The sequence below is a fragment of the Mycobacterium sp. 852002-30065_SCH5024008 genome (assembly GCF_001665645.1).
GTDB classification, from domain to species: Bacteria; Actinomycetota; Actinomycetes; order Mycobacteriales; family Mycobacteriaceae; genus Mycobacterium; species Mycobacterium paraffinicum.
Genome location: NZ_LZSZ01000169.1, coordinates 1 through 25,061 on the forward strand (window position 1 = coordinate 1; position 25,061 = coordinate 25,061).

General features: G+C 66.0%; 26 protein-coding genes. 9 read left to right on the forward strand and 17 right to left on the reverse strand.

What is annotated here, in order from left to right; translation table 11 throughout:
* From A5781_RS20435 to ctaD, 3 genes are all read right to left on the reverse strand, one after another.
* Positions 1-298 (reverse strand): ATP-binding cassette domain-containing protein (locus tag A5781_RS20435; protein ID WP_156624890.1); only part of this gene is annotated, 298 nt, incomplete at its 3' end.
* Between the two features lie 94 nt (positions 299-392).
* The gene (serB, locus tag A5781_RS20440; RefSeq protein ID WP_067210852.1) at positions 393-1,631 is read right to left on the reverse strand and encodes a phosphoserine phosphatase SerB; all 1,239 of its coding nucleotides are present in this window, start codon (positions 1,629-1,631) and stop codon (positions 393-395) included.
* Between the two features lie 14 nt (positions 1,632-1,645).
* A complete protein-coding gene (ctaD, locus tag A5781_RS20445) occupies positions 1,646-3,406 on the reverse strand; it encodes a cytochrome c oxidase subunit I (protein ID WP_067210920.1) in 1,761 nt (586 codons plus the stop codon).
* Positions 3,407-3,583: 177 nt separating this feature from the next.
* On the opposite strand from ctaD, the gene A5781_RS20450 reads away from it, so the two are divergent.
* The gene (locus A5781_RS20450; protein ID WP_067210855.1) at positions 3,584-4,690 is read left to right on the forward strand and encodes an iron-siderophore ABC transporter substrate-binding protein; all 1,107 of its coding nucleotides are present in this window, start codon (positions 3,584-3,586) and stop codon (positions 4,688-4,690) included.
* Between the two features lie 116 nt (positions 4,691-4,806).
* On the forward strand, positions 4,807-5,847 hold the full coding sequence (locus tag A5781_RS20455; RefSeq protein ID WP_067210859.1) for an NAD(P)-dependent alcohol dehydrogenase: 1,041 nt from the start codon (positions 4,807-4,809) through the stop codon (positions 5,845-5,847).
* Here the strand turns inward: A5781_RS20455 and A5781_RS20460 are convergent.
* The gene (locus A5781_RS20460) at positions 5,842-6,279 is read right to left on the reverse strand and encodes a DUF3349 domain-containing protein (protein WP_067210862.1); all 438 of its coding nucleotides are present in this window, start codon (positions 6,277-6,279) and stop codon (positions 5,842-5,844) included. The two genes, A5781_RS20455 and A5781_RS20460, sit on opposite strands and share 6 nt — an antisense overlap.
* A gap of 117 nt (positions 6,280-6,396) precedes the next feature.
* Here A5781_RS20460 and A5781_RS20465 point away from each other — a divergent pair, with 117 nt between their 5' ends.
* Positions 6,397-7,005 carry a restriction endonuclease gene (locus A5781_RS20465; RefSeq protein WP_082939457.1) on the forward strand — a complete coding sequence of 203 codons (609 nt, stop codon included), beginning with the start codon at positions 6,397-6,399 and terminating at the stop codon, positions 7,003-7,005.
* Positions 7,006-7,075: 70 nt separating this feature from the next.
* Here the strand turns inward: A5781_RS20465 and nrdF are convergent, their stop codons facing one another.
* Positions 7,076-8,050 carry a class 1b ribonucleoside-diphosphate reductase subunit beta gene (nrdF, locus tag A5781_RS20470; RefSeq protein ID WP_170826133.1) on the reverse strand — a complete coding sequence of 325 codons (975 nt, stop codon included), beginning with the start codon at positions 8,048-8,050 and terminating at the stop codon, positions 7,076-7,078.
* A gap of 184 nt (positions 8,051-8,234) precedes the next feature.
* Between nrdF and A5781_RS20475 the strand changes: the two genes are divergently transcribed.
* Both A5781_RS20475 and A5781_RS20480 read left to right on the forward strand, forming a co-directional pair.
* Positions 8,235-8,681: an SRPBCC family protein gene (locus A5781_RS20475; RefSeq protein WP_067210873.1), complete on the forward strand. Its 447-nt coding sequence runs from the start codon at positions 8,235-8,237 to the stop codon at positions 8,679-8,681.
* On the forward strand, positions 8,665-9,228 hold the full coding sequence (locus tag A5781_RS20480) for a TetR/AcrR family transcriptional regulator (protein ID WP_067210875.1): 564 nt from the start codon (positions 8,665-8,667) through the stop codon (positions 9,226-9,228). The genes A5781_RS20475 and A5781_RS20480 overlap by 17 nt, the downstream gene beginning before the upstream one ends.
* Positions 9,229-9,253: 25 nt before the next feature.
* Here the strand turns inward: A5781_RS20480 and A5781_RS20485 are convergent, their stop codons facing one another.
* From A5781_RS20485 to A5781_RS20515, 7 genes are all read right to left on the reverse strand, one after another.
* Positions 9,254-9,712, reverse strand: a complete 459-nt coding sequence (locus A5781_RS20485; protein ID WP_067210878.1) for a universal stress protein — start codon at positions 9,710-9,712, stop codon at positions 9,254-9,256.
* A 102-nt stretch (positions 9,713-9,814) separates the two neighbouring features.
* On the reverse strand, positions 9,815-11,359 hold the full coding sequence (locus A5781_RS20490; RefSeq protein WP_067210881.1) for an NAD(P)/FAD-dependent oxidoreductase: 1,545 nt from the start codon (positions 11,357-11,359) through the stop codon (positions 9,815-9,817).
* 104 nt (positions 11,360-11,463) lie between these two features.
* Positions 11,464-12,198: a TetR/AcrR family transcriptional regulator gene (locus A5781_RS20495; RefSeq protein WP_156624893.1), complete on the reverse strand. Its 735-nt coding sequence runs from the start codon at positions 12,196-12,198 to the stop codon at positions 11,464-11,466.
* Between the two features lie 78 nt (positions 12,199-12,276).
* A complete protein-coding gene (gene nrdE, locus A5781_RS20500; protein ID WP_067210884.1) occupies positions 12,277-14,442 on the reverse strand; it encodes a class 1b ribonucleoside-diphosphate reductase subunit alpha in 2,166 nt (721 codons plus the stop codon).
* The gene (gene nrdI / locus A5781_RS20505) at positions 14,412-14,939 is read right to left on the reverse strand and encodes a class Ib ribonucleoside-diphosphate reductase assembly flavoprotein NrdI (protein ID WP_231987225.1); all 528 of its coding nucleotides are present in this window, start codon (positions 14,937-14,939) and stop codon (positions 14,412-14,414) included. The genes nrdE and nrdI overlap by 31 nt, the downstream gene beginning before the upstream one ends.
* Positions 14,940-14,974: 35 nt before the next feature.
* Entirely contained in the window at positions 14,975-15,214 is a 240-nt protein-coding gene (locus A5781_RS20510) for a redoxin NrdH (protein WP_067210888.1), read from the reverse strand.
* 517 nt (positions 15,215-15,731) lie between these two features.
* Positions 15,732-16,286, reverse strand: a complete 555-nt coding sequence (locus tag A5781_RS20515) for an NAD(P)H-dependent oxidoreductase (protein ID WP_067210891.1) — start codon at positions 16,284-16,286, stop codon at positions 15,732-15,734.
* Positions 16,287-16,382: 96 nt separating this feature from the next.
* Here A5781_RS20515 and A5781_RS20520 point away from each other — a divergent pair, with 96 nt between their 5' ends.
* Entirely contained in the window at positions 16,383-16,991 is a 609-nt protein-coding gene (locus A5781_RS20520; protein ID WP_067210894.1) for a TetR/AcrR family transcriptional regulator, read from the forward strand.
* Positions 16,991-18,025, forward strand: a complete 1,035-nt coding sequence (locus A5781_RS20525; RefSeq protein ID WP_067210896.1) for a DNA polymerase IV — start codon at positions 16,991-16,993, stop codon at positions 18,023-18,025. Before A5781_RS20520 ends, A5781_RS20525 begins: the two co-directional genes overlap by 1 nt.
* Here A5781_RS20525 and A5781_RS20530 read toward each other — a convergent pair.
* Positions 17,960-18,883 carry an SDR family oxidoreductase gene (locus A5781_RS20530; protein WP_067210898.1) on the reverse strand — a complete coding sequence of 308 codons (924 nt, stop codon included), beginning with the start codon at positions 18,881-18,883 and terminating at the stop codon, positions 17,960-17,962. The two genes, A5781_RS20525 and A5781_RS20530, sit on opposite strands and share 66 nt — an antisense overlap.
* A 27-nt stretch (positions 18,884-18,910) precedes the next feature.
* Positions 18,911-19,546, reverse strand: a complete 636-nt coding sequence (locus tag A5781_RS20535) for a TetR/AcrR family transcriptional regulator (protein WP_067210901.1) — start codon at positions 19,544-19,546, stop codon at positions 18,911-18,913.
* Between the two features lie 114 nt (positions 19,547-19,660).
* Between A5781_RS20535 and A5781_RS20540 the strand changes: the two genes are divergently transcribed.
* Entirely contained in the window at positions 19,661-21,139 is a 1,479-nt protein-coding gene (locus tag A5781_RS20540) for a cytochrome P450 (protein WP_067210905.1), read from the forward strand.
* A gap of 15 nt (positions 21,140-21,154) precedes the next feature.
* Here the strand turns inward: A5781_RS20540 and A5781_RS20545 are convergent, their stop codons facing one another.
* Positions 21,155-21,658, reverse strand: coding sequence for a homocitrate synthase (locus tag A5781_RS20545; RefSeq protein WP_067210908.1), 504 nt, complete (start codon positions 21,656-21,658; stop codon positions 21,155-21,157).
* Between the two features lie 326 nt (positions 21,659-21,984).
* Here A5781_RS20545 and A5781_RS25720 point away from each other — a divergent pair, with 326 nt between their 5' ends.
* Positions 21,985-22,125, forward strand: a complete 141-nt coding sequence (locus tag A5781_RS25720; protein ID WP_156624896.1) for a hypothetical protein — start codon at positions 21,985-21,987, stop codon at positions 22,123-22,125.
* A gap of 664 nt (positions 22,126-22,789) precedes the next feature.
* On the opposite strand, the gene A5781_RS20550 is transcribed toward A5781_RS25720, so the two are convergent.
* Positions 22,790-23,779 (reverse strand): sensor histidine kinase, encoded by a 990-nt coding sequence (locus A5781_RS20550; RefSeq protein WP_067210911.1) that lies wholly within the window; start codon positions 23,777-23,779, stop codon positions 22,790-22,792.
* Between the two features lie 97 nt (positions 23,780-23,876).
* Positions 23,877-25,061: FadR/GntR family transcriptional regulator (locus tag A5781_RS20555; RefSeq protein ID WP_067210915.1), on the reverse strand; the 1,185-nt coding region annotated here is incomplete at its 5' end.

The window sequence follows — 25,061 nt, forward strand, 5'->3', positions numbered from 1 at the left end:
ATGCGATCGTCGGCAGCGTCAGATGTGTATAAGAGACAGGCTGGCGGGAGCGCAACTCCGACACGTCGACCCGGCCCAGCCGCTCGCCGAGCACGAAGGCCGCGCCCGACGAGGGGTGCTCGGCGGCCGCGGCAATCCGCAGCAGCGACGTCTTGCCGGCCCCGTTCGGGCCGACGATCACCCAGCGCTCGTCGAGTTCGACCGCCCAATCCAACGGCCCGACGAGGGTGTGGCCGCCGCGCCGCAGCGACACCTTCCTGAAGTCGATCAGCAGATCGGGGTCGGCTGCCTCACTCATCTGGTCGGCTCCACCCCCGGATTCTCTCGAATCCTCGAGGCTCACCTCCGGCGTCCGTTTTTGGGCACCCGACCATCGTGCCGTACCGGGGCCGCTACTCGTCGGGCGGGATCTCCACCCTGCGGACCTCCCCGTCCACCGCGTCGGCGGCCTCGATTTCGCCGCGGGTCACGCCCAGCAGAAACAACACCGTGTCCAGGTACGGGTGGCTGAGCGAGGCGTCGGCCACCTCTCGCAACGCCGGTTTGGCGTTGAACGCTATCCCCAGCCCGGCCGCCGCGAGCATGTCGATGTCGTTGGCGCCGTCGCCGACGGCGACGGTCTGCGGCATCGGAACTCCGGCCCGCTCCGCGAACTCCCGCAGCGCCGCGGCCTTGCCCGCGCGGTCGATGATGGGGCCGACGACCCGCCCGGTGAGTTTGCCCTCGACGATCTCCAGCTCATTGGCGGCGACGTAGTCCAGCATCAGCTCCTCGGCCAACGGCTCGATGATCCCCCGGAAGCCGCCGGACACTACACCGCAGTGAAAACCCAAGCGCCGCAACGTCCGCAGCGTGGTCCGGGCCCCGGGCATCAGCTCCAGCTGATCGGCGACCTCGCCGATCACGGTGGCCGGCAGACCCGCCAGGGTGGCCACCCGCTGTTCGAGCGACTGCGCGAAGTCCAGCTCGCCCCGCATGGCTGCGTCGGTGATGGCGGCGACCTTCCCCTCAGCGCCCGCCCGAGCGGCCAGCATCTCGATCACCTCGCCCTGCACCAGCGTCGAGTCCACGTCGAACACGATCAGCCGCTTGGCCCGCCGCTCCAGGGTGTAGTCCTCGACGGCCACGTCGACGCGCTTCTCGGCGGACACCTGGTTCAGCGCCGTCCGCAGCACGGCTTCCGACCCCGACGGCACCGAGACCCGCAGTTCCAGGCCGGTCACCGGGTAGTCGGAGACACCGCGGATGAGGTCGATGTTGACTCCCAGGCCGGCCACCGCCCCGGCCACCGCGCCGAACGCGCCGGCGGTGATGGGCCGGCCCAGCACGAAGATGGTGTGCGTCGAGGGCTCCCGGATGATCTCCACGTCGTCGCTGTGCTCGATGCTGACGTCGAGACCCACGCCGCGGATGGCCGATTCGACGTCACGGCGAAACTCGGGGCTGTCGGCGACGTCCGCGGGACAACACACCAGCACGCCCAGGGTCAGGCGGTGCCGAATCACCACCTGTTCGACATTGAGCAGCTCGACGCCGTGCCCGGAGAGCGCCTCGAACAGGGCCGAGGTGACGCCCGGTTGGTCCACTCCGGTGACGGTGATCAGCACCGACACCTTCGGTGGTGTGCTCACCCCCGACTCAGCCGCTACTGCTCAGGGGTCGAGCGATCGGGCTCGGTGCGCGGACCGAATCCCTTCGGCGATTCGAGAGCCGTGGCGTGGCGCCCCACATGCGCCTCGGCACGCAGCCGCTCCACCATGTGCGGGTAGTGCAGCTCGAAAGCCGGTCGCTCCGAACGGATCCGGGGCAGCTCGGTGAAGTTGTGCCGCGGCGGCGGGCAACTGGTCGCCCACTCCAGCGAGTTGCCGTAACCCCACGGGTCGTCGACGGTCACGACCTCGCCGTAGCGCCAGCTCTTGAAGACGTTCCAGACGAACGGGAACATCGACGCGCCCAGGATGAAGGCGCCGACCGTCGAGGCGATGTTGTACGGCTGGAAGCCATCCGAGGGCAGGTAGTCGGCGTAGCGGCGGGGCATGCCCATGTCGCCGAGCCAGTGCTGCACCAGGAAGGTGGTGTGGAAGCCGATGAAGGTCAGCCAGAAGTGCAGCTTGCCCAGCCGCTCGTCGAGCAGCCGGCCCGTCATCTTCGGGAACCAGAAGTAGACGCCGGCGAACGTCGCGAACACGATCGTGCCGAACAGCACGTAGTGGAAGTGCGCGACCACGAAGTAGGTGTCGGTGACGTGGAAGTCCAGCGGGGGGCTGGCCAGCATCACGCCGGTCAGACCGCCCAGCAGGAAGGTCACCAGGAAGCCCACCGAGAACAGCATGGGGGTCTCGAAGGTGATTTGCCCCTTCCACATCGTGCCGATCCAGTTGAAGAACTTGATCCCGGTGGGCACCGCGATCAGATACGTCATGAACGAAAAGAACGGCAGCAGAACGGCTCCGGTGGCGAACATGTGGTGCGCCCACACCGCCACCGACAACGCGGCGATCGACAGCGTCGCGTAAACCAGGGTGGTGTAACCGAATACCGGCTTGCGGGAGAACACCGGGATGATCTCGGTGATGATCCCGAAGAACGGCAAGGCGATGATGTACACCTCGGGATGGCCGAAGAACCAGAACAGGTGTTGCCACAGCAGCACCCCGCCGTTGGCCGCGTCGTAGACGTGGGCCCCTAGATGTCGATCGGCGGCCAGCCCGAACAGCGCGGCGGTCAGGATCGGGAACGCGATCAGGATCAGGATCGACGTCACGAGGATGTTCCACGTGAAGATCGGCATCCGGAACATGGTCATGCCGGGTGCGCGCATGCACACCACGGTGGTGATCATGTTGACCGCACCCAGGATGGTGCCCAGACCGGCGACGATCAGGCCCGTGATCCACAGGTCTCCCCCGGCGCCGGGCGAGTGGACGGCGTCGGATAGCGGCGTGTAGGCCGTCCAGCCGAAGTCAGCGGCCCCACCCGGGACGATGAAGCCGGCCGACGCGGTCAGGCCGCCGAACAGGAACAACCAGAACGAGAAGGCGTTCAGCCGCGGGAAAGCCACGTCGGGCGCGCCGATCTGCAGCGGCAGCACCAGGTTGGCGAACCCGAACACGACCGGCGTCGCGTAAAGCAGCAGCATGATCGTGCCGTGCATGGTGAACAGCTGGTTGTACTGCTCATTCGACAGGAACTGCAGTCCCGGCGCGGCCAGCTCGGTGCGCATCAACAGGGCCATCAGTCCGCCGATGAAGAAGAAGACGAAGCAGGTGACCGTGTACATGATGCCGATCATCTTGTGATCGGTGGTGGTGATCAGTTTGTAGACGAGGTTCCCTTTGGGGCCGGTCCGGTCCGGGTACGGACGAACGGCCTCGAGTTCTCCCAAGGGGGGCGCTTCGGCTGTCAACAGCTTCTCCAAACATCCGGATAGGACAGGGGCCCAAAAACAGAGCTGACACGAATCTTAACCGTCGATCATGCCGACGTCAGGCCTGGTCCTACAAACTGTCGTAAACGGCTCGGCGGCGCGGCGTGTCGGTTCGGAGTGCCGGGCTGCGCGCGGGCGGGTGTTAGCGTCTGACGCGTGCTTTTCGGCGTGACCCGACCCGCGTCCCTGCGCGCGGCCGCCGCGCTGGCGGCGGCGGTCGCCGTCGCATGCAGTGGCTGCGGATCCGGCAAGCCCGGGACCAAGGCGCCGACTCCCACGCTGGTCACCCCCACCACCCAGATCGCCGGGGCGGGCGTACTCGGAAACGACCGCCGCCCCGACGAGTCGTGCGCACGGGATGCCGCCGCGGCCGATCCGGGGCCGAAGACCCGGCAGGCCCACAACGCGGCCGGCGTCAATCCGGACGTGGTGCAGGTGCCCGCCGAGCCTCAGCGCATCGTGGTGCTCTCCGGAGACCAGCTCGACGCCCTGTGCGCGCTCGGCCTGCAATCGCGGGTGGTCGCCGCCGCGCTGCCGGACGGGTCCTCGAGCCAGCCCGCCTACCTGGGCAGCGCTGTGCGCGGCGTGCCCGGTGTCGGTACCCGCAGCAACCCGGACCTGGCCGGCATCGCGGCCACCCACCCCGACCTCATCCTGGGCTCGCAGGGGTTGACGCCCAGGCTGTATCCGCAACTGGCCGCGATCGCCCCGACGGTGTTCACCGCGGCCCCCGGCCCCGCCTGGGAAGAGAACCTGCGCGGCGTGGGCGCCGCGACGGCGCGCGGTGCCGCGATGGACGCGCTGCTCAACGGCTTTTCGCGGCGGGCCAGCGACGTCGGCGCCAGGCATGACGCGTCCCACTTCCAAGCGTCCATCGTGCAGCTGACCACCGACACGATCCGGATCTACGGCACCAACAACTTCCCGGCCAGCGTGCTGGGCGCCGTCGGGGTGGACCGGCCGGCAGCCCAGCGGTTCACCGACAAGCCGTACATCGAGATCCGCGCCACCGACGACGACCTGACCAAGAACCCGAACCTCTCCGCCGCCGATGCCGACGTCGTCTATGTGTCGTGTGCGTCACCGGCGGCCGCCCAGCGCGCCGCCACCGTGCTGGACAGCAACCCGTGGCGCAAGCTGTCCGCCAACCACGACAACCGCGTCTACGTCGTCAACGACGAGCTGTGGCAGACCGGCGAGGGCCTGGTCGCGGCCCGCGGCATCGTCGACGACCTCCGCCTGGTCAACGCCCCCATCAACTAGCGCGCAAGCGAGCGGGTACCCCGGCCCTAAGGTGATACCGAGCGCCCCCCGGTGGCCCGGGAACATTACCTTAGCTAAACTTTTTACAGACGCGACCACATCGAAGAGGGATATCCATGAGCACTGTTTCGGCCTACGCCGCAACCTCGGCGACCGAACCGTTGACCAAGACCACCATCGAGCGGCGTGACCCCGGCCCACACGACGTAGCGATCGACATCAAGTTCGCCGGGATCTGCCACTCCGATATCCACACCGTCAAGGCCGAGTGGGGCACACCGAACTACCCCGTGGTGCCCGGCCATGAGATCGCCGGCGTCGTCTCCGCGGTTGGCTCCGAGGTCAGCAAGTACAAGGTCGGCGACCACGTCGGCGTGGGCTGCATGGTGAACTCCTGCGGCCAGTGCAGCAGCTGCAAGGCCGGGCTCGAGCAGTACTGCAAGCCCGGCGCGACCTTCACCTACAACTCCATCGACAAAGACGGCACGCCGACGCAGGGCGGCTACAGCCAGGGCGTCGTCGTCGACGAGAACTTCGTGGTGCGCATCCCCGACTCGCTGCCGCTGGACAAGGCGGCGCCGCTGCTGTGCGCGGGCGTCACGCTGTTCTCACCGCTGCGGCACTGGAAGGCCGGCGAGGGCACGCGGCTGGCGATCATCGGCCTCGGTGGCCTGGGGCACATGGGCGTCAAGCTCGGCGCGGCGATGGGCGCCGAGGTGACCGTGCTGTCGCAGTCGCTGAAGAAGATGGAGGACGGCCTGCGGCTGGGCGCCAAGCACTACTACGCCACCGCCGATCGCGACACCTTCAAGAAGTTGCGGAACAGCTTCGACCTGATCCTGAACACCGTCTCGGCGAACCTGAAACTGAATGACTACCTCAGCCTGCTCGACGTCGACGGCACCCTCGTCGAATTGGGCATTCCCGAGCACCCCATGGAAGTGGGGGCGTTCCCGTTGGCGCTGGCGCGGCGCAGCCTCTCCGGGTCGAACATCGGCGGGATCGCCGAAACCCAGGAAATGCTGGACTTCTGCGCCGAACACGACGTGACGCCCGAAATCGAGCTGATCGAGCCGGATTACATCAACGAGGCCTACGAGCGCGTCCTGGCGAGCGACGTTCGCTATCGCTTCGTCATCGACATCTCGAAGCTATGAGGCGACCTCGGACGGTTCATCGGGCGCGCAGTCGCGGGCGATGACTTCGGCCGCCTCCGCGTGCTCGTCGTCGGGAACGACCTCGCTGACGTCGATGCCGGCCAGCGGCCATCCGGCCGCGGCCAACGTGGCGGCCACCCGGATGATGTTTTCCTTGCCGGCGTCGAATTGCGTCATGTCGGAGATGAATTCGGCGATTTCGTCGCGATCGATCGGGTGATCGATGGTCTCCGGAGACCCTTCCTGCGCGGTGATGTGGCGCACCACCTCGCGGATCTGGTCTTCGGTCAGCGGTGTGCTGCGCAGCAATGCCATCAGCGGCACGCGGTCCGGGCCGGGGACGCCGTTCGGGTAGCCGACCTGCAGCCACTGGATCACTGAACGGCAGAAATGGTGGCGGTGATCCTTCTCGGAGGATGCGGTTTTCGTCACCTGAACAGTGTCAGGCAGTCGCATCGCCGGCGCTAGCGAGCCGTCGCTCCGTCTCCACAATTCACAAGCCGTTCATTGCCCGAACATGTCCGGGTCGGGCGCGGCGCCTGAGGTTAAATGGCCCGTCTTGTCGTTGCCCATCCCTACGATCGAGGCGTGCTCAAGGCGCTCGTCGTGCTCCCGTTGGCCTGCGGCGTGGTCGTCGGCGTCGTCGACCACAGCCCCGGGATGGGTTTCGTGGCGTTTTACCTGATGCTGCTGCTCGAGGTGCTGGTCGGGTGGTCAACCAACCGTCAATGGCCGCGCGGGGGACGGGCCGTATTCGCGGCCGTTGACGCGATGGACGGGGTGGAGTTCGAGGGCTACGTGGCCGCCCGCCTGCGCCGCGCGGGCTGGCGGGTCGCGTTCACGCCGCCAGTCGGCGACTACGGAGTCGACCTGATCGCGGAAAAGGACGGCCACTCGGTGGCGGTCCAGTGCAAGCGCTACGGCAAATCGGTGGGCGTCGCCGCCGTCCAGCAGGTGGTCTCCGGCGCCCGCCACCATGGGTGCGCCAGGAGCATCGTGGTGAGCAATCAGGAATTCACCAGGGCCGCAAAGCAATTGGCGCATACCCACGGCTGCCAGTTGATCGGCCGCAAAGTATTGCAGGCCTGGGTGCCGGCGCCGGCATCGAGCGCCAAAAATCCTGCGGGAAGAAAATCGGCCCAGCCGGTGTCTGAATAGAAGATCGGGCCGGCCCCAGTCCCTCCCCCCCGACGTGTGCGGCCGGCCCGATTCTCAACAACCTGCGGTTTTAGAAGTCCCAGTCCTCGTCCTCGGTGACGACGGCCTTGCCGATCACGTAGGACGAACCCGAACCGGAGAAGAAGTCGTGGTTCTCGTCGGCGTTGGGTGAGAGCGCCGACAGGATCGCCGGGTTCACGTCGGTCTCGTCCCGCGGGAACAGCGCCTCGTAGCCGAGGTTCATCAGCGCCTTGTTGGCGTTGTAGCGCAGGAACTTCTTGACGTCCTCGGTCAGCCCGACCTCGTCGTAGAGGTCCTGGGTGTACTCCACCTCGTTGTCGTAGAGCTCGAAGAGCAGCTCGTAGGTGTAGTCCTTGAGCTCGGCGCGTTTGGCCTCGTCGACCAGCGCCAGCCCACGCTGGTACTTGTAGCCGATGTAGTAGCCGTGCACAGCCTCGTCGCGGATGATCAGCCGGATCATGTCGGCGGTGTTGGTCAGCTTGGCCCGGCTCGACCAGTACATCGGCAGGTAGAAGCCGGAGTAGAACAGGAAGCTCTCCAGCAGCGTGGAGGCCACCTTGCGCTTGAGCGGCTCGTCGCCCTTGTAGTACTGCATGACGATCTCAGCTTTGCGCTGCAGGTTGGGGTTCTCCTCCGACCAGCGGAAGGCGTCGTCGATCTCGGCGGTCGAGCACAGCGTGGAGAAGATGTTGCTGTAGCTGCGCGCGTGCACCGACTCCATGAACGCGATGTTGGTGTAGACGGCTTCCTCGTGCGGCGTCAGCGCATCCGGGATGAGGCTGACCGCGCCGACCGTGCCCTGGATGGTGTCCAGCAGCGTCAGCCCGGTGAACACCCGCATCGTCAGCTGCTTCTCGCCGGGCGTCAGCGTTGCCCACGACGGGAGGTCGTTGGACACCGGCACCTTCTCGGGCAGCCAGAAGTTCCCGGTCAGCCGGTCCCAGACCTCGGCGTCCTTCTCGTCCTGCAGCCGGTTCCAGTTGATCGCCGAAACGCGGTCAATCAGCTTCATGTTTTCGGTCACCAGAACCCCACTTCACCCGCCGTTTTGCCTGAGGGACGTCAGGCTCCAAACACTACCCCTGGGGTACGACAACGGAGCGGAACACAAGTGCTTGTGTTTGCGTGTCGCGGACACACCCAGCATTCATTTGGACTCCCCTCCCAGTATCCACCCAGGACCGCACGCAGGATGTACCATTTGGTACATGATTACCGAAGACAGTGTCGAGATCGATGCGTCGCCGCAGCTGGTGTGGGATGTCTTCAGCGACGTGGAACGCTGGCCCGGGTGGACCGCCTCGGTGACGTCGCTCGTCGGACGGGACGGCCCCGCGCTCGGGGTCGGCAAGCGGTTCACCATCAAGCAGCCCGGCATGTCGAAGCTGGTCTGGAAGGTCACCGAGATCGATCCGGGAGCGTCATGGACCTGGGTGCAACGCTCCCCCGGCGTGCGGGTGAGCGCCCGGCACGACGTGATCCCGCAACCCGGCGGCCGGACCCTGGTGCGCCAGCAATTGGATCAGCGCGGTCTGCTCGGAGCGCTGGTCGGGCGACTGATGCTCAACAAGACCAAGCGATTCCTGGAACTCGAGGCGCAAGGACTCAAGGCCCGGTCTGAGCAGCTCAGCCGCGCCAATGGCTCGCACACCTGACTCGCTGCGGCGCGGCGAACTACTGCATGCCCTGTTCGACGAGTTCGCCGCGAACGGCATCGGCAACCGCTCGCTCCGCGATGTCGCGGCCGCGGTCGGCACCAGTCACCGAATGTTATTGCACCACTTCGGTTCTCGAGAAGATCTGCTGATCGCGGTCGTGGAGGAGGCCGAGCGCCGCCAGATGGCCATGGTCCCCGACTTGCCCACCGATCCGGCCGAGGGCTTCGCCGCCATGTGGGCCGACCTTCGCCGCCCGGACCTGCGCCGGCTGGAGCGGCTCTTCTTCGAGTGCTACTCGCGCGCGGCCCAGGGCGAAAAGCCTTTCACGCGAATGGTTCCCGGGGCGGTCGATGGCTGGCTGCGTGAGGTCGAGAACGCCGCCGCCGGCGTCCCCTATGACGGCGCGATGGCGAGGCTGGGGCTGGCCGTCACCCGTGGCCTGCTGCTGGACCTGGTCGCCACGAACGACGAGGCCGGCGTCGACGCGGCTGCGGCCGCTTTCGCGAAGCTGCTACGCGGACACGGCCCAACGGTTGGCGCGTGACGGCGGGCGCCAAACGATCGATGCCTCAGTCGGTGGTGTAGACGATCAGCACGTCGGTTCTGGCCCTGCGGGAGACCTCGGATGGGACCGATCCCAGGAGCCGCCCGGCAACGCTGCTGAGCCCGACGTTGCCGACGACGAGCAGGTCGGCCTCGATCTCCTCGGCGAGCTGCACCAGCGCATTGATGGGAGCGCCGACGACCGGCTTCTCCTCGACGTTCGTGGCCCCGGCTCGGTGCGCCCGCTCCCTGGCGTTCTGCAGGATCGCGAAGAAAGGGGCCTCGCCCACCGTGCGGTAGTCCTGACCGTGGTCGCTTCCCGGTGGGATCGCGTAGCGGCCCTTTTCCACGGGAACGGGAAGATGCGCGGTCGCAACGATCAATTTCGCGCCGTGATGCGCAGCGATCGCGGCTGCGCGGTCCACCGCACGCAGCGACGAATCCGAGCCATCGGTGCCGACCACAACGGTCTGGTAGGCAGTCATTTCCCTCCCAGTGTAAAACCAGACGGCGGCTCAACAACCCGTTCAGAGAGGAATTCGTGCATAGCGCCGAGAGCCCGACTCGGGCCATGCCTGCCCGTCGGCTCAGCCCTGCGCGGCCGCCGCCAAGCGCTTGGCGCTTGACCCGTTGCCGAAGAACTCGTACTCCTCCGGCTTGACCGAGCGGGTGTCCCGCCAGTACTCCCAGGTGTAACCGCCCCACAGCACCGTGTTCTTGCCGTGCTCGTCGAGATACCAGCTGGCGCAACCACCGCTGTTCCACACCGACGGCCCCAGCCTGCGCTGCAACTCGTCGTTGAAGGCGTCCTGCGCGGCGCGCGTCGGTGCGAGCGCCTGCACGCCCAGCTTGTCGCAGGTCTTGATCGCGCTGGCCACGTAGCGAATCTGGGACTCGATCATGAAAACCACCGAGTTGTGCCCCAGGCCGGTGTTCGGTCCCAGCAGGAAGAACAGGTTGGGCATGTCGGCGACGGTGATGCCGCGGTGGGCGGCGATGCCCTCCCGGTTCCAGCGGTCCACCAGGTCCTCACCGTTGTGGCCCTTGATCTGGACGTAGGTGTAGGAGTCGGTGACGTGGAATCCGGTGCCGTACACGATGACGTCGACCTCGCGCTCTTTGCCGTCGGCGGTGACGATCCCGTTGGGCGTGATCCGCGCGATGTGATCGGTGATCAGCTCCGTCTTCGGGTCCGCGACCGCCCCGTAATAGGTGGAGGAGTTCAGAATTCGCTTGCAGCCGATGCGATAGTGCGGGGTCAGCTTGCGACGCAGTTCGCGATCCTTGACCGACCGGCGGATGTTGTATTTCACGTAGGCTTCGATGAACTTCAGCGCGTTGGGGCGCTTGGTCATCCCGACGGCCAGCGCCTCTTGACCCCAATAGATCGCCACACGCACCAGCGCCCGCAAGCCGGGGACGTTCGCCATGGCCCGGCGCAGCGCCGCGGGAATCTCGGGGTTGGAGCGCGGCACCACCCACGGCGGAGTGCGTTGGTAGAGCTGAAGTTCGGCGACCTGCCCGACGATCTCCGGCACGATCTGGATCGCGCTGGCGCCGGTCCCGATCATCGCCACCCGCTTGCCGGCCAGATCGACGCTGTGGTCCCATTCCGCGGAATGGAAAGCGGGACCGCGGAATTCGTCGCGGCCCTCGATGTCGGGCAGGGACGGGATGTGCAGCGCCCCCGCACCGGAGATCAGGAACTGCCCGACGAATTCGCGGCCGTCTTCGGTGAACACATGCCAGCGTTGCTCGTCGTCGTCCCAGTGGGCCCGATCGACGTGCGAGTTGAACTCGATGTAGCGGCGCAGGCCGTATTTCTCGGTGACGCCCTTGAGGTAGTCCCAGATCTCGGGCTGATAAGAGAACGGGTTCTTCCAGTCGGGCTTGGGCTCGAAGGAGAACGAATACAGGTGCGACGGGATGTCGCAGGCGCAGCCTGGGTAACTGTTGTCGCGCCAGGTGCCGCCGACGTCGGTGAACTTCTCCAGGATCACGAAGTCCACGCCTTGCTGCTGCAGCTTGATCGCCATGCCCAGGCCGGAGAACCCGGTCCCGATGATGATGGCGCGCGCATGCACGGGCTGGTGTGCGGATGTCGGTTCGGCGTGTGTCACAACGTCGGTCACGGTGGATCGATCTTCCTGTTAGCTCCCCGAATACCCAGTACCCAGGGTATCGAATGGCACGAGTGTTGACGATCGCCGGAACGATGTCAACGTGCCAAAGGTCCTCAGCTCGCCGCGGGGCTGCTGGGAACCACGCTGTGAACCGGCTGGTCGGGGTCCATCGTGATGCCGAGCACCTCGGCAGTGCCGACGATGACCCCCACCATGATGGTCGTCAGGTGGGCGACGAACTGGTCGCGCGGCATGCGGCGAGCGCTTTGCGGGTCCGGGCCCAGCCACCACTCGGTGGCCGATGCGGCCGAGCCGAAGGCCGCGTGCGCGGCCAGCTCGAACGCCGCGTGGTCGAGCTCCATCTCGCGCAGCTCGTCGTCGAACAGGTCGGCCATCGCCAACGTGATCCCGCGGCCCTCGTTGAGGATCTGGGGGCTGGCCGAGGAGCGGCCCTGGATGAACACCCGCAGCACGTTGGGGTGCTGGTCGACGAGGCCGACGTACTCGTCGACGGCGCGACGGATCACCTCGCGCGCCGAGTCGGTCTTCAGGTCGACGGACGGGAAGATCGCCGTCCAGAGCATGTCGCGCAGGCGTTCCCCGATGGCCTGGAACAGATCGGACTTGTCGTGGAAATGCCGGTAGATCTTCGGCTTGGCGGTGCCGGCCTCCTCGGCGATCTCCCGCACGCTCAGCTCGGGCCCTAGGCGGTCGATGGCGCGAAACGCCGCATCCACGATCTCGCCGCGCACCTTCTTGCGATGTTCGCGCCACCGCTCGCTGCGCGCGTCGACCTTGGCCCCCGGCGGCTTGACGCTGGGGTGGGGTGGTCGCGGAATTCTCACCACGTCAAGCACCATACCCCTCTGGGACCGCCCTGAGCCGCTGACCTGGGCAGACTGCGCGCCAGGCACCGGACGCGGCGATCAGAGCATGCAGGACACGCAGCCCTCGACCTCGGTGCCCTCCAAAGCCATCTGCCGCAGCCGGATGTAGTACAGCGTCTTAATGCCCTTGCGCCAGGCATAGATCTGCGCCTTGTTCACGTCGCGGGTGGTCGCGGTGTCCTTGAAGAACAGCGTCAGCGACAGCCCCTGGTCCACGTGCTGGGTGGCCGCGGCGTAGGTGTCGATGACCTTCTCGTACCCGATCTCGTAGGCGTCCTGGAAGTACTCCAGGTTGTCGTTGGTCATGTAGGGGGCCGGGTAGTAGACGCGGCCGATCTTGCCTTCCTTGCGGATCTCCACCTTGCTGGCGATCGGGTGGATCGAGCTGGTGGAGTGGTTGATGTAGGAGATCGACCCCGTTGGCGGGACGGCCTGCAGGTTCTGGTTGTAGATGCCGTACTCCTGCACCGACTCCTTCAGCCGCTTCCAGTCGTCCTGGGTCGGGATCCGGATGTCCGCGTCGGCGAAGAGCTGACGCACCTTCTCGGTCTGCGGCTCCCACACCTGCTCGGTGTACTTGTCGAAGAACTCCCCCGACTTGTATTTCGACCGCTCGAAACCGCCGAACGCCCTGCCCCGTTCGATGGCGATGCGGTTCGACGCGCGCAGCGCGTGGTAGAGCACCGTATAGAAGTAGATGTTGGTGAAGTCGATGCCTTCCTCGGACCCGTAGAAGATGCGCTCCCGGGCGAGGTAGCCGTGCAGGTTCATCTGTCCCAGCCCGATCGCGTGGGATTCGTTGTTGCCCTGCTCGATCGAGGGCACCGACGTGATCGACGTCTGGTCACTCACCGCGGTCAGCGCGCGGATCGCCACCTCGATGGTCTGCGCGAAGTCGGGCGAGTCCATCGCCTTGGCGATGTTCAGCGACCCGAGGTTGCACGAAATGTCCTTGCCCACTTTGGAATACGACAGGTCGTCGTTGAACTCCGACGGCGTGGACACCTGCAGGATCTCCGAGCACAGGTTCGAGTGCGTGATCTTGCCCTCGATCGGATTGGCCCGGTTCACCGTGTCCTCGAACATGATGTAGGGGTAGCCCGACTCGAACTGCAGCTCGGCCAGCGTCTGGAAAAACTCCCGCGCCTTGATCTTCGTCTTGCGGATGCGCGCGTCGTCGACCATCTCGTAGTACTTCTCGGTCACCGAGATGTCGGCGAACGGCACCCCGTAGACCCGCTCGACGTCGTACGGCGAGAACAGGTACATGTCCTCGTTCTTCTTGGCCAGCTCGAAGGTGATGTCGGGAATCACCACGCCAAGGCTCAGCGTCTTGATCCGGATCTTCTCGTCGGCGTTCTCGCGCTTGGTGTCCAGGAAGCGGTAGATGTCGGGGTGATGCGCGTGCAGGTACACCGCGCCGGCCCCCTGGCGCGCCCCGAGCTGGTTGGCGTAGGAGAACGAGTCCTCGAGCAGCTTCATGATCGGGATGACGCCCGAGGACTGGTTCTCGATGTTCTTGATCGGCGCGCCGTGTTCACGAATGTTGGTCAGCAGCAACGCGACTCCCCCGCCGCGCTTGGAAAGCTGCAGGGCGGAGTTGATCGATCGCCCAATCGACTCCATGTTGTCCTCGATGCGCAACAGGAAGCAGCTCACCGGCTCCCCGCGCTGCTTCTTGCCCGAGTTCAAGAACGTCGGGGTGGCCGGCTGGAAGCGGCCGTCGATGATCTCGTCGACCAGCTTCTCGGCCAGTCCGGTGTCGCCGGCGGCCAGGGTGAGCGCCACCATGACCACGCGGTCCTCGAAGCGCTCCAGGTAGCGCTTACCGTCGAACGTCTTCAGTGTGTAGGAGGTGTAGTACTTGAACGCGCCGAGGAACGTCGGGAACCGGAACTTCTTGGCGTACGCGCGGTCCAGCAGCTCCTTGACGAAGTTGCGCGAATACTGGTCGAGAACCTCACGCTCGTAATAGTTTTCACGAATCAGGTAGTCGATCTTCTCGTCCTGATTGTGGAAGAAGACCGTGTTCTGGTTGACGTGCTGCAGGAAGTACTCGCGGGCCGCCAGCACGTCCTTGTCGAATTGAATCCTGCCGTCGGCGTCGTACAGGTTCAGCATCGCGTTGAGCGCGTGGTAGTCCGTCTCCCCGGGCAACGTGTGCGCGCCGGACGTTACAGGCTCTGCAGTGACGGTTGGTGGCACGTCTGTTCCTTCCAGAATTCTTCCAGACCCGCACGGACGGCTTCCACGTCGTCCGGGGTTCCCATCAGTTCGAAGCGGTAAAGGTACGGAACGCCGCATTTGCGTGAGATCACGTTGCCCGCATAGGCGAATTCGGCGCCGAAGTTGTTGTTGCCCGCGGCGATGACGCCGCGGATCAACGACCGGTTGTGCTCGTTGTTCAGGAATGCGATGACTTGCTTGGGGACATAGCCACCGGCATTCAGGTCTGGGGTGGCCCGGCCGCCGCCGTACGTGGGCAGTATCAGCACGTACGGCTCGTCGACCTCGATGCGGCCATGCAGCGGTATCCGCGTGGCGGGAACACCCAGCTTCTCCACGAAGCGGTGGGTGTTCTCCGACACGGAGGAGAAATAGACCAGTGGCGATCGCAAGCGCGGCGGTGGGGGCACCTCCCGCTCGCGGGGGACCGGGCGAAGCGGGTCGCCACTCATCCAGCTTGGGTTGCGCGACTGCACCGCAACCTCCTTACCTAACGTCCGCCGCTAACTGCTCAGGCGCTGAGCGCCGATTCCGCGATGGCCTTGATGCGGTCCGGCCGGAACCCCGACCAGTGGTCGCCTCCCGCCACCACGACGGGGGCCTGCAGGTAACCCAGCGCCATCACGTAGTCGCGCGCCTCGTTGTCCAGCGTGATGTCGACCTTCTCGTAGCCGATGCCCTGCTTGTCCAGGGCCTTGAACGTGGCGCTGCACTGCACACATGCCGGCTTGGTGTACACGGTGATGGTCATAGAAGCCGCTCCTTTGCGGAAGGTGGGACTTGTACGGACTGGCAACTACTCGGGTACTGCAACGAACTCTGTCCTCGCTGTGTTACAGCGGCCCGTCAAGTCCCCCGATTCCCGTCCTGCGGCCGTCGGGGTCGAATGACCTATCGAGCCGATTTCGGGTGGTGAACCAGGCCCCGGTCGGGCTGGTGAACCTGGGATCTGCCGGTGCTCAAAACACTACACCTAGTGGCTGACAAGATATCGAGATACAAGATGTTCGGAATAACATTTCTGAAATTCGCTGGTCGTAAGCACTCTGAACGACATACGCCCGGCGTGTCGCAGGTCACATTCCTCGCCTAAGTCATCCATGCGAACGGGTATATCACCGACCACCGACAACTCCCCGTCGGCGCTGGCCCGGTCCCCCAACCCGCCCCGCCGCCAGCAAAGCCGCCAGCCGGGGCTGGCGGCTTCTGCTATCCGGTTACAGCAACCTCGCTGGTCGTCCGGCGGCCGGCTTGTTGACTTCCGCCAATCAGTCGACTTCGGCGACCAGTTTCCCGACGACATCGCGTACATTCCCCGAGAGCTCGGCGTGCTCCGCGGGCGCCTTGCCTTCCAGGGTTTTGAACGGCACCGAGAGCTTGATCGACTCGACCACGCGGGCGCCGGCAATCCCGAACGACTTGCGGGTTTCGTCGTGCGCCCAGACCCCGCCGTATTGGCCGAAAGAGCCCCCGATGACCGCCAGCGGCTTGCCCTTCAGCGCGCCGTCGCCGAACGGGCGGGACAGCCAGTCGATCGCGTTCTTGATGACGGCCGGGATGCTGCCGTTGTATTCCGGAGTGACCACCAGCGCGGCGTCGGCCTCGGCCGCCGCGGTGCGCAGGGCCGTCACCGGCCCCAGCGGGGGGGCGTCGGCAGTCATCGCTTCGTCGATCTCCTCGTTGTAGAACGGCAGCTCCCCGAGCCCTTCGAAGATCGTGATGGTGACGTCGCCCGGCGCGACGTCGGCTGCCAGCTGGGCGATCTGTCGGTTCACCGAGGCCGCCCGAAGGCTCCCCACCAACGCCAAGATTTTGGTTGCCACTGTTGCAGTTCCCTTCGGTTGTCGGTTTCCATCCTCGCCCCCCCCTAACCGGACTAAGGTCCGATTTATTCCGACGGCCGGCGCTAAAGTGCAGTCATGATCGAGCGGCTGGACTCGTTGCCGTTGTCCGCCCCGCAGGTGGTGCACCAGGAGCGGGGCGACGCGGCGCGCAACCGGGCGCTCTTGCTCCAGGCTGCCCGAAACCTGATCGCCGAGCGCGGCGCCGACGCGGTCACCATGGACGACGTTGCCGCCGCCGCCGGCGTCGGCAAAGGCACGGTGTTCCGCCGATTCGGCAGCCGCGCCGGCTTGATGATGGTGCTGCTCGACGAGGACGAGCGAGCCAGCCAGCAGGCTTTTCTATTCGGCCCGCCCCCGTTGGGGCCCGACGCTCCGCCGATCGACCGGCTGGTGGCGTTCGGCCGGGAGCGGATCTGCTTCGTCCATGCCCATCACGAACTGCTCTCGGAAGCCCACCGCGATCCCCAGACTCGCAACAGCGCGCCGGTCTTGGTGCACCACACCCACATCCGGGTGTTACTCCAGGCGGCCCATACCACCGGCGATCTCGACGTCCAGACCGATGCGCTGCTCGCTCTGCTCAATGTGAACTACGTCGAGCATCAGCTCAACGATCGCGGCCATACCCTCCAGACCCTCGGCAATGCCTGGGAAAGCTTGGCGCGCAAGCTCTGCGGCCGCTGATGAGCCCGGCCTGGGTGCTGCACGTCGACCTCGATCAGTTTCTGGCGTCGGTGGAGTTGCGCCGCCACCCCGAACTGGCCGGGCTGCCGGTCATCGTCGGCGGCAACGGCGACCCGTCCGAGCCCCGCAAGGTCGTCACCTGCGCCTCCTACCAGGCCCGCGAGTTCGGCGTGCACGCAGGGATGCCGTTGCGGGCCGCCGCGCGCCGCTGCCCCGATGCGACGTTTCTGCCCTCGGATGCGGCCGCTTACGACGCGGCGTCCGAGCAGGTGATGGGGCTATTGCGAGATTTGGGGCATCCGGTCGAAGTGTGGGGCTGGGACGAGGCGTATGTCGGGGTGGCGGCGGCCGATCCGGCCGCCGTGGCCGAAGAGATTCGCACGATCATCTCGTCGGAAACCGGGCTGTCCTGTTCGGTCGGAATCAGCGACAACAAGCAGCGCGCCAAGATCGCAACCGGCTTCGCCAAACCGGCGGGCATCTTCACGCTCACCGATGCGAACTGGATGACCCTGATGGCGGATCGCCCGGTCGACGCACTGTGGGGCGTTGGCCCCAAGACGGCGAAAAAGCTTGCCACACTGGGAATCACGACGGTGTGGCAGCTCGCGCACAGTGATGCCGAGCTGCTCACTTCCGTGTTCGGCCCGCGCACCGGCCTGTGGCTGCTGCTACTGGCCAAGGGCGGCGGTGATACCGGTGTCAGCGCCGAGCCGTGGATTCCGCGCTCCCGCAGCCACGTCGTCACCTTCCCGCGTGACCTCACCGATCGCACCGAAATGGATTCGGCCATAACACAACTGGCCGAACAGGCGTTGGCGGACGTGCTCGTGTCAGGCCGGATCGTGACGCGGGTGGCGGTTACCGTACGAACCGCGACGTTCTACACCCGCACCAAAATCCGCAAGCTGGCGGCGCCCACCACCGATCGCGACACCATCGTCGCTGCGGCGCTGCGCGTGCTGGACCTATTCGAGCTCGACCGCCCGGTCCGGCTGCTCGGGGTGCGCCTCGAACTGGCCATGCCGGACTAGCGGCGCCGGGGCCGGCCGCAGCGCGCGGGTGAAGATGACGTTGACCTGCCGCATCGCCACGCTGTAGGGCCACCAGGCCAGCCGCTTGAACGCGTACAGCGCCCGGATGTCCGGTGAGGTGTAGATCAGGTAGCGGTTCTTGGCCACCCCGGCCAAGATCTTCTCGGCCGCCTTCTCCGGCGAGACGGCGTGGCCGCTGAACCGGTTCACCCAGCGCGCAACCTTGGGGTCTTCGCGGTCCACCCCGGCGATCTCGACGGTTTGGACCAGGGGAGTATTCACCGCTCCCGGCACCACGACCGACACCCCGATGCGGTGGCGGGCCAGGTCGAAGCGCAGCACCTCCGAGAGGCCGCGCAGGCCGTACTTGCTGGCGCTGTACGCGGCATGCCACGGAAGCGCGACCAACCCGGCCGCCGACGACACGTTGACCAGGTGCCCGCCGTTGCGGGCGGCCACCATCGGCGGCACGAACGATTCGATGACGTGGATCGGACCCATCAGGTTGATCGCGATCATCTTGCTCCACTGATCGTGCGTCAGCCGGTCGACGGTGCCCCAGGCGGACACTCCGGCGACGTTGAGCACGACGTCCATGCTCGGACGGTCGTGGTGGACGTCGGCGGCGAACGCCGCCACCTGGTCGTAGTCGGCGATGTCGAGGGCCCGATGTGCGGGCACCTGGGCGCCCAGCGCGCGGGCGTCGGCCACGGTGAGCTCGAGGCCCTCCCGGTCACGGTCGGTCAGATAGAGTTCGGCGCCCTGTGCGGCCAGCCGCAACGCGGTGGCCCGCCCGATGCCGCTGGCCGCGCCGGTGACCAGACACCGCTTGCCTGCGTAATACCCCTGCTGCCCCATTGCCGTGACGATACCGGCGGTAACGCCCTACGGGCGCCCGCCCCACAGCGCGTGGAGCCACAACCGCTCGAGCACGCGCACGCGGCGGTCGCGATCGCTGTCACGGCCGGCCAGGATGGGGTCGCCGGTCAACATCAACGCGGTGGTACCGGCCAGGGTGCGGATCAGTGTCGGCAGGTCGTCGCTGATCGGGCTGGCGGTCCCGGCCTTCATCTCGGCCTCGACGATGGCGACGATCTGACCCAGCACCACCTCGAATTGTTGATCCATGAGGTTGCGGATCTCGACGTCGGTGTTGCGGGCCTCGTTGCAGGCGGTCATCACCGGGTCGTTGTGCGCATAGACGGCCGCCGCGCTGCCGACCATGCGCTCGGCGAACTGCTCCGGCGACTCGCCCGGCTGACGAGGGGCGAAATCCTGGGTTAGCTCTTCGAGTTCCTCGGCGGCCTCGGCCATCAGCTGGGCGAGTACGGCGTACTTGGAGTCGAAGTAGAAGTAGAAGCCCGACCGGGCCACCCCGGCCCGGAGGCTGATGGTGCTGACCGACAGCTCCGCGAATGGCTTCTCCTGCAGCAGTTCCCGCACCGCCTGCAGGATCGCCTGGCGCTGCTTGTCGCCGCGCCGTTGCCCGCCCGGCTCCGGAGTCGGGGCGTGGCTGCTCATTCCCTGACCTTGCACCACGCCGGTCAAAAAGCAAACTTGACAGCCGTCAAGTTTTTTCCGAAGGTTATAAGACAGTGACGGCTGTCACCTCGGAGGGAACGCAAAGGAGCGTCTATGACCGCCACGATCAGCACCCCGCAGTACCTGCTGGACCAGGCGCGGCGCCGGTTCACCCCGACGCTGAACACCATCCCGGGGATGGGTGCGGTCGAAAAGCGTCTGCTCAGCCGCGACTGGGAAACCAAAGTGCTGGCCGAACCGCCCGCCGGCAGCGGCCTGAAGCCCGTGCTGGGTGACGCCGGCCTTCCAATCCTCGGGCACATCATCGAGATGTTCCGGGGCGGACCCGACTACGCATTGCATCTGTATCGCACCCGCGGCCCCCTGCACTTCCTCGATTCGCCCATCATGCCGGCGGTGACCGCGCTGGGCCCCGACGCCACCCAGGCCGTGTTCTCGAACAAGAACAAGGACTTCTCGCAGAAGGGCTGGCACCCGGTGATCGGGCCGTTTTTCAACCGCGGCCTGATGATGCTGGATTTCGACGAGCACATGTACCACCGGCGCATCATGCAGGAGGCCTTCACCCGCACCCGACTGACCGGCTACGTCGAGCACATCGACCGGGTGGCCAGCGACATCGTCGCCAACTGGCCGACCAACGACGCGCGGTTCCTGTTCCACCCGGCGATGAAGGAACTCACCCTCGATGTCGCGTCCCTGGTGTTCATGGGGCACGAGCCGGGCACGGACCACGACCTGGTGACCAAGGTCAATCAGGCGTTCACGATCACGACGCGCGCGGGCGGCGCGATCATCCGGCAGCCCGTTCCGCCGTTCAAGTGGTGGCGAGGGCTGCGCGCCCGCAAGCTCCTCGAGGACTACTTCATCGAGCGGGTGAAGGAGCGCCGCAACGCCACCGGCAATGACATGCTCACAGTGTTGTGCCACACCGAGGACGACGACGGCAACAGCTTCACCGACGAAGACATCGTCAACCACATGATCTTCTTGATGATGGCCGCCCACGACACGTCGACGTCGACGACCACCACCATGGTGTACAACATGGCCGCGAACCCGGAGTGGCAGGAGCGGGCCCGTGAGGAGTCGGCGCGGCTCGGCGACGGCCCGCTGGACATCGAGGCGCTGGAGAAGCTGGAGACGCTCGAACTGATCATGAACGAGTCGCTGCGCATGGTGACGCCGCTGCCGTTCAACATGCGGCAGGCCGTGCGCGACACCGAGCTGCTCGGCCACTACATCCCAGCCGGGACCAACATCACCATCTGGCCCGGCATGAACCACCGGCTGCCCGAATTGTGGACCGAACCAGACAAATTCGATCCCGAGCGCTTCGCCGAGCCCCGCTCCGAGCACAAGAAGCACCGCTACGCCTTCGCGCCGTTCGGCGGCGGCGCGCACAAGTGCATCGGCATGGTGTTCGGTCAGCTGGAGGTCAAGACCGTCGTGCACCGGCTGCTGCGACGCTACCGGCTGGAGCTGGCCCGGCCGGGCTATCAGCCGCACTTGGACTACGGCGGTATGCCGATACCGATGGACGGCATGCCGATCGTGCTGCGCCCGCTGTAGGCGACGCCGAACGCGTCAGGCGATCAACCGGTTGGCGCAGGCGATCACCGCGCGCAGTGCCGACTGCGTCGAATCGTCCGACCAGCCCATCGCCCACTCGTCGCGGGCGCCGTTGCTGCCGCAGACGAAGGTCGCGGTGTACCCGCCTGATCGCAGCTGGTGAAATTTGAGGATTTCCACCGGGACTGCGCGCTCGTGTAGCATCGCGCTGAGCGCCGCGATCGGGCCGCCGGCTGCGGCGGTTGAGGTTCTGATGTGGTCGCCGACGGCGATCGTGGCCCGGAAGTGGCGGGGCTGCGGCCCCCGCCGTCGGTGGGTATCGCTGCACGCCCAGTTGCCGAGGCGGATCGGGCCGGCCGTGTGACCGTAGGTCGCGACGAAACGCTCCCAGGACATCGTGTCGGCCTGTTCCCGCAGACCGCGGGGTAACGGCGCGCCGAACTGCTGGGCGAACCACACCGTGGCGGCGCATTGGCTGGCTTGGTTACTGGACGGGTTGAGCCGCTCGGAAAGAGTCATCGTGCCGGTCTTCTTCGGTCGAGAGGAGTGACCGACGGCAGTAGCTTCCGACCCAGCGGGGGGTCGGTCTAGGTCAGACCCCGCTGCGGGTGCTAGCTACTACGGCCTTCTTAAAGGCACGTTCGAGAAGACGCACGAGCGCCGACATTAGCCTCATACGGCCCTGACGTGCAAGTTCCGGGGCGACGGGATAACGCGCCGATCGGTCTCGAAATTTTTCGTCGATTTTGGTTTACTCATGTTGAACAGCGGGTATGGGGCTGGGGCACTGCTCATTCAACGGCTGTGCAACAACCTCACGGACGATTGATGAAAGAAGGCTCATCATGAAGGCGAAAGACGCCAAGAAGACCCTCAAAGTCGCCACCGTGGCCGTCGGGTTGGCCGCGATGTTGCTGATACCGACGGGCTGTGCAGCGACCGCGGGCACAACCTGCACGGTGAACGCCCTTGGCCAGTGCATCTAAAGATGTAGACAAGCGGCCCGTTTGGCCGCCGCGTGGGCGCGGTTCCGAGCGGTCGCTTTCGTTATCCGGGTTCATCCCGGTGACGGACTAATTACCTCGCCTTCACGCAGGGCCTGCAAATCGCATTGCGACGTCATACCGCGGTTTAATCGCCGCTTTAGGACACTTGATCGAGTGCCCTAAGTTGGCCACATTCATTGTTTAATGACGTCTCAAACGTAGGTCTGCGGCTGACGTTATCTCCTCCAATTACTCACTGGCACAGCATCATTTGGGCTGAACGCCCCCGATACTAAGCCCGGGGTGATCCACAAATTCTAACTAGCGGGATAAAGGGCTTTACGTGTGTCGAATAGGAGTTAATATTTTGACTGCAGTGCTCGTTTACACGCGCGGGGCTATACCCCTTGGATGAAAGGTGCGAGTATGAATTCAATGAGGACGAAGAGGGTTCTTAAGGCCGCTGCAGCTGCCGCGGGATTCGTAGCGGTCCTGGCCCTGTCGACGGGATGTGCTTCGTCAGCGGCCGGCAGCGGCGGTCTTCTTGGTGGCACCACTGGTGGCACTGTGGGCGGGATCATAGGCGGCATCACGAGCGGGCTCGGCCTCTAACCGATTACGTCAAGCAACCCCCGGCAAATCGCTTCCCGGGGGTTGCTTGCGTTTAGCCGTTCGGCCCGACCGACGGATCGAGCCGCAGATACGCTTGAATCGTCGTGCCGCTGGTGGTCGTGTGGGTGCGCACCAGGTCCGAGATGGCGTTGACCAGGTACAGCCCGCGGCTGGCGGGGCCGCACGGCCCCGGGTCCATCCGGCCCACCAGCGGATCGTCGAAGCAGCCGGTATCGCGCGCCTCGCACACCAGATAGCCGTCGTCGCGCCAGAAGGCGAGCTGGCACGCGCCGTCCGTGTACATCAGGCTGTTGCTCGCCAGCTCGGTCGCCACCAATTGCAGGTCCTCGATCCCGTCCTGGGACAACCCGATCCACCCGGCGTAATTCGTGGCGAACGAACGCGCGGGGCTGAGGTCCGACGACTTTTTGACCAGGTAGGTGACGGCCCCCGGATTGCCGGGCAGCGGCCGGTTGCAGCGCTGCAAGGCGGCGTCGGGCGCGTAGTCGGCGCTGCGTTGCAGCGCGTCGCCGCTCCATAGCAACGGGTGCGTCGCTCGGGCGTCCGCCAGCACGTCGTCGTCGAGGCGGCGCCCGTCGTAGAGGCACAAACCGGTTACCTGGTAGCCGTCCATTGCTCCGTTGACCAGCGCCTCGTGCTCCACGCAGGCGACCAGCTCTTCCGCGGTGCGGCCGGGCCAGGCGACTTGACTGACGATCCGCACCCGCTGGTCGGGGTGGTCGTCGACGAAAGCCCCCTCCATTGCCATCAGCCGGCTTGGGTTGCGGGCGACCTCGGTGATGTCGACCATCTGCAGATCGGCCGACGACTCGAACGTGCCCAGCGCGTCGTGGAGTAGCGCCAATTGTTCCGACGGCACGGCGACCATTACGGCCTCATCCATCGCCAGCCCGTCGCTGACGAAGCGGGTCACGAAGTCCAGGTACTCCTGCTGGGATTGGTAGATGAGTGCCGAATGGAGGAGGCCAAGCTTTCCAATTTGGGTGCCCGCCGTCACTCCAGCACTCTCGCTCTCGATCACAAATGCCAACCCCCTGCTGGACCGGCCGTTCACTTCCTCCCTCCCCAGTACCCCCGACGGGCCTTCGCTATACCGCGCTGCAGATCACATCTGAGAACTACAGCCACCAGGACGCGGCGGCGTCCAGATGACGCCGCACGCGATAGCGGGCCAGGCTCTCGTCACCCGCCTCGATGGCGTCCACGATCCGCAGGTGAGCGTGGTGGACGGCCAGGACGTCCGCCCAGGTCGGCGGCGCCTGCCCGGTGCTCGACCAGTGCCGCCGGAACAACTCGACGATGATGCGCAGGAACAAGTCCAGGAGCGAGTTGCCCGCCAGCTGGGCCAATCCGACGTGGAACCGGAACTCCTCGACGGCGGCGTCGGCGACGTCGCCGGGTGTTTCGTCGACCTCGGACCGATGGGCGGACAGGAAGGCGGCCACCTCGGATTCGCCGCGCCGCTTGACGGCCTTGGCGACGTTGTCGATCTCGATGGCGTCCCGGACGCAACGTAAGTCCTCGCGGCTCGGGTCGCGGTACTGGAGGTACAGGGCGATGGTGTCAATGCTTGCCTGCGCCTGGGGTTTGGCGATGACGAGCCCGCCGCCGGGCCCGCGGCGCATATACGCGATCGAGTGGTATTCGAGCAGTCGCACCGCTTCGCGAAACACCGCGCGGCTCACCCGATAGCGCTCGAGGAGGGCCGTCTCGGTGCCGAAGACCGAACCGACCTTCCAACCGCCGGCGGCGATGTCGTCGCCGATCGTGGCCGCCAGCATCTCCGCCAGCTTGCCGCGGGGTACCTCGATGTTGAGCGGCCGCGGCCTGCGTCGTCTGCTCGCGTTGCCGGGGTGATGGTGCTGCAGCCAGGCGGTCACGGCCTCGACGTGTCGTTCGCTGAGCGTCTTGGCCCGCGCCGAGTCGCCGGACGTGACGGCCGCGACGATCTCGGAGTGGTCGACGTGCATCCGGTCGACCGCCTCGATGGCCTCGCTGGCCGTGTCCGTCCGCGACTGCAGGGCGTAGCGGGTGGTGAGCCGCATCAGCACATCGATAAACAGTTGCAGAACAGGGTTTTTCGATTGCTCCGCCAGGGCGATGTGGAACTCGTCCCGCGGTGTCGGCAGGCCGGGCTTCCACTGTTCCTCGCCCCGCAGCACGGCCCGCAGCCGAGCGATGCCCGCTTCGTCGATTCGTTCGGCGGCCAGCGAGGCCGCCAACGGTTCGAGCACCAGGCGCGCATTGAGCAGGTCGCCGAGCGTCGTGCCGAGGTATTCGAGATAGATGACGACGGCGCGGGT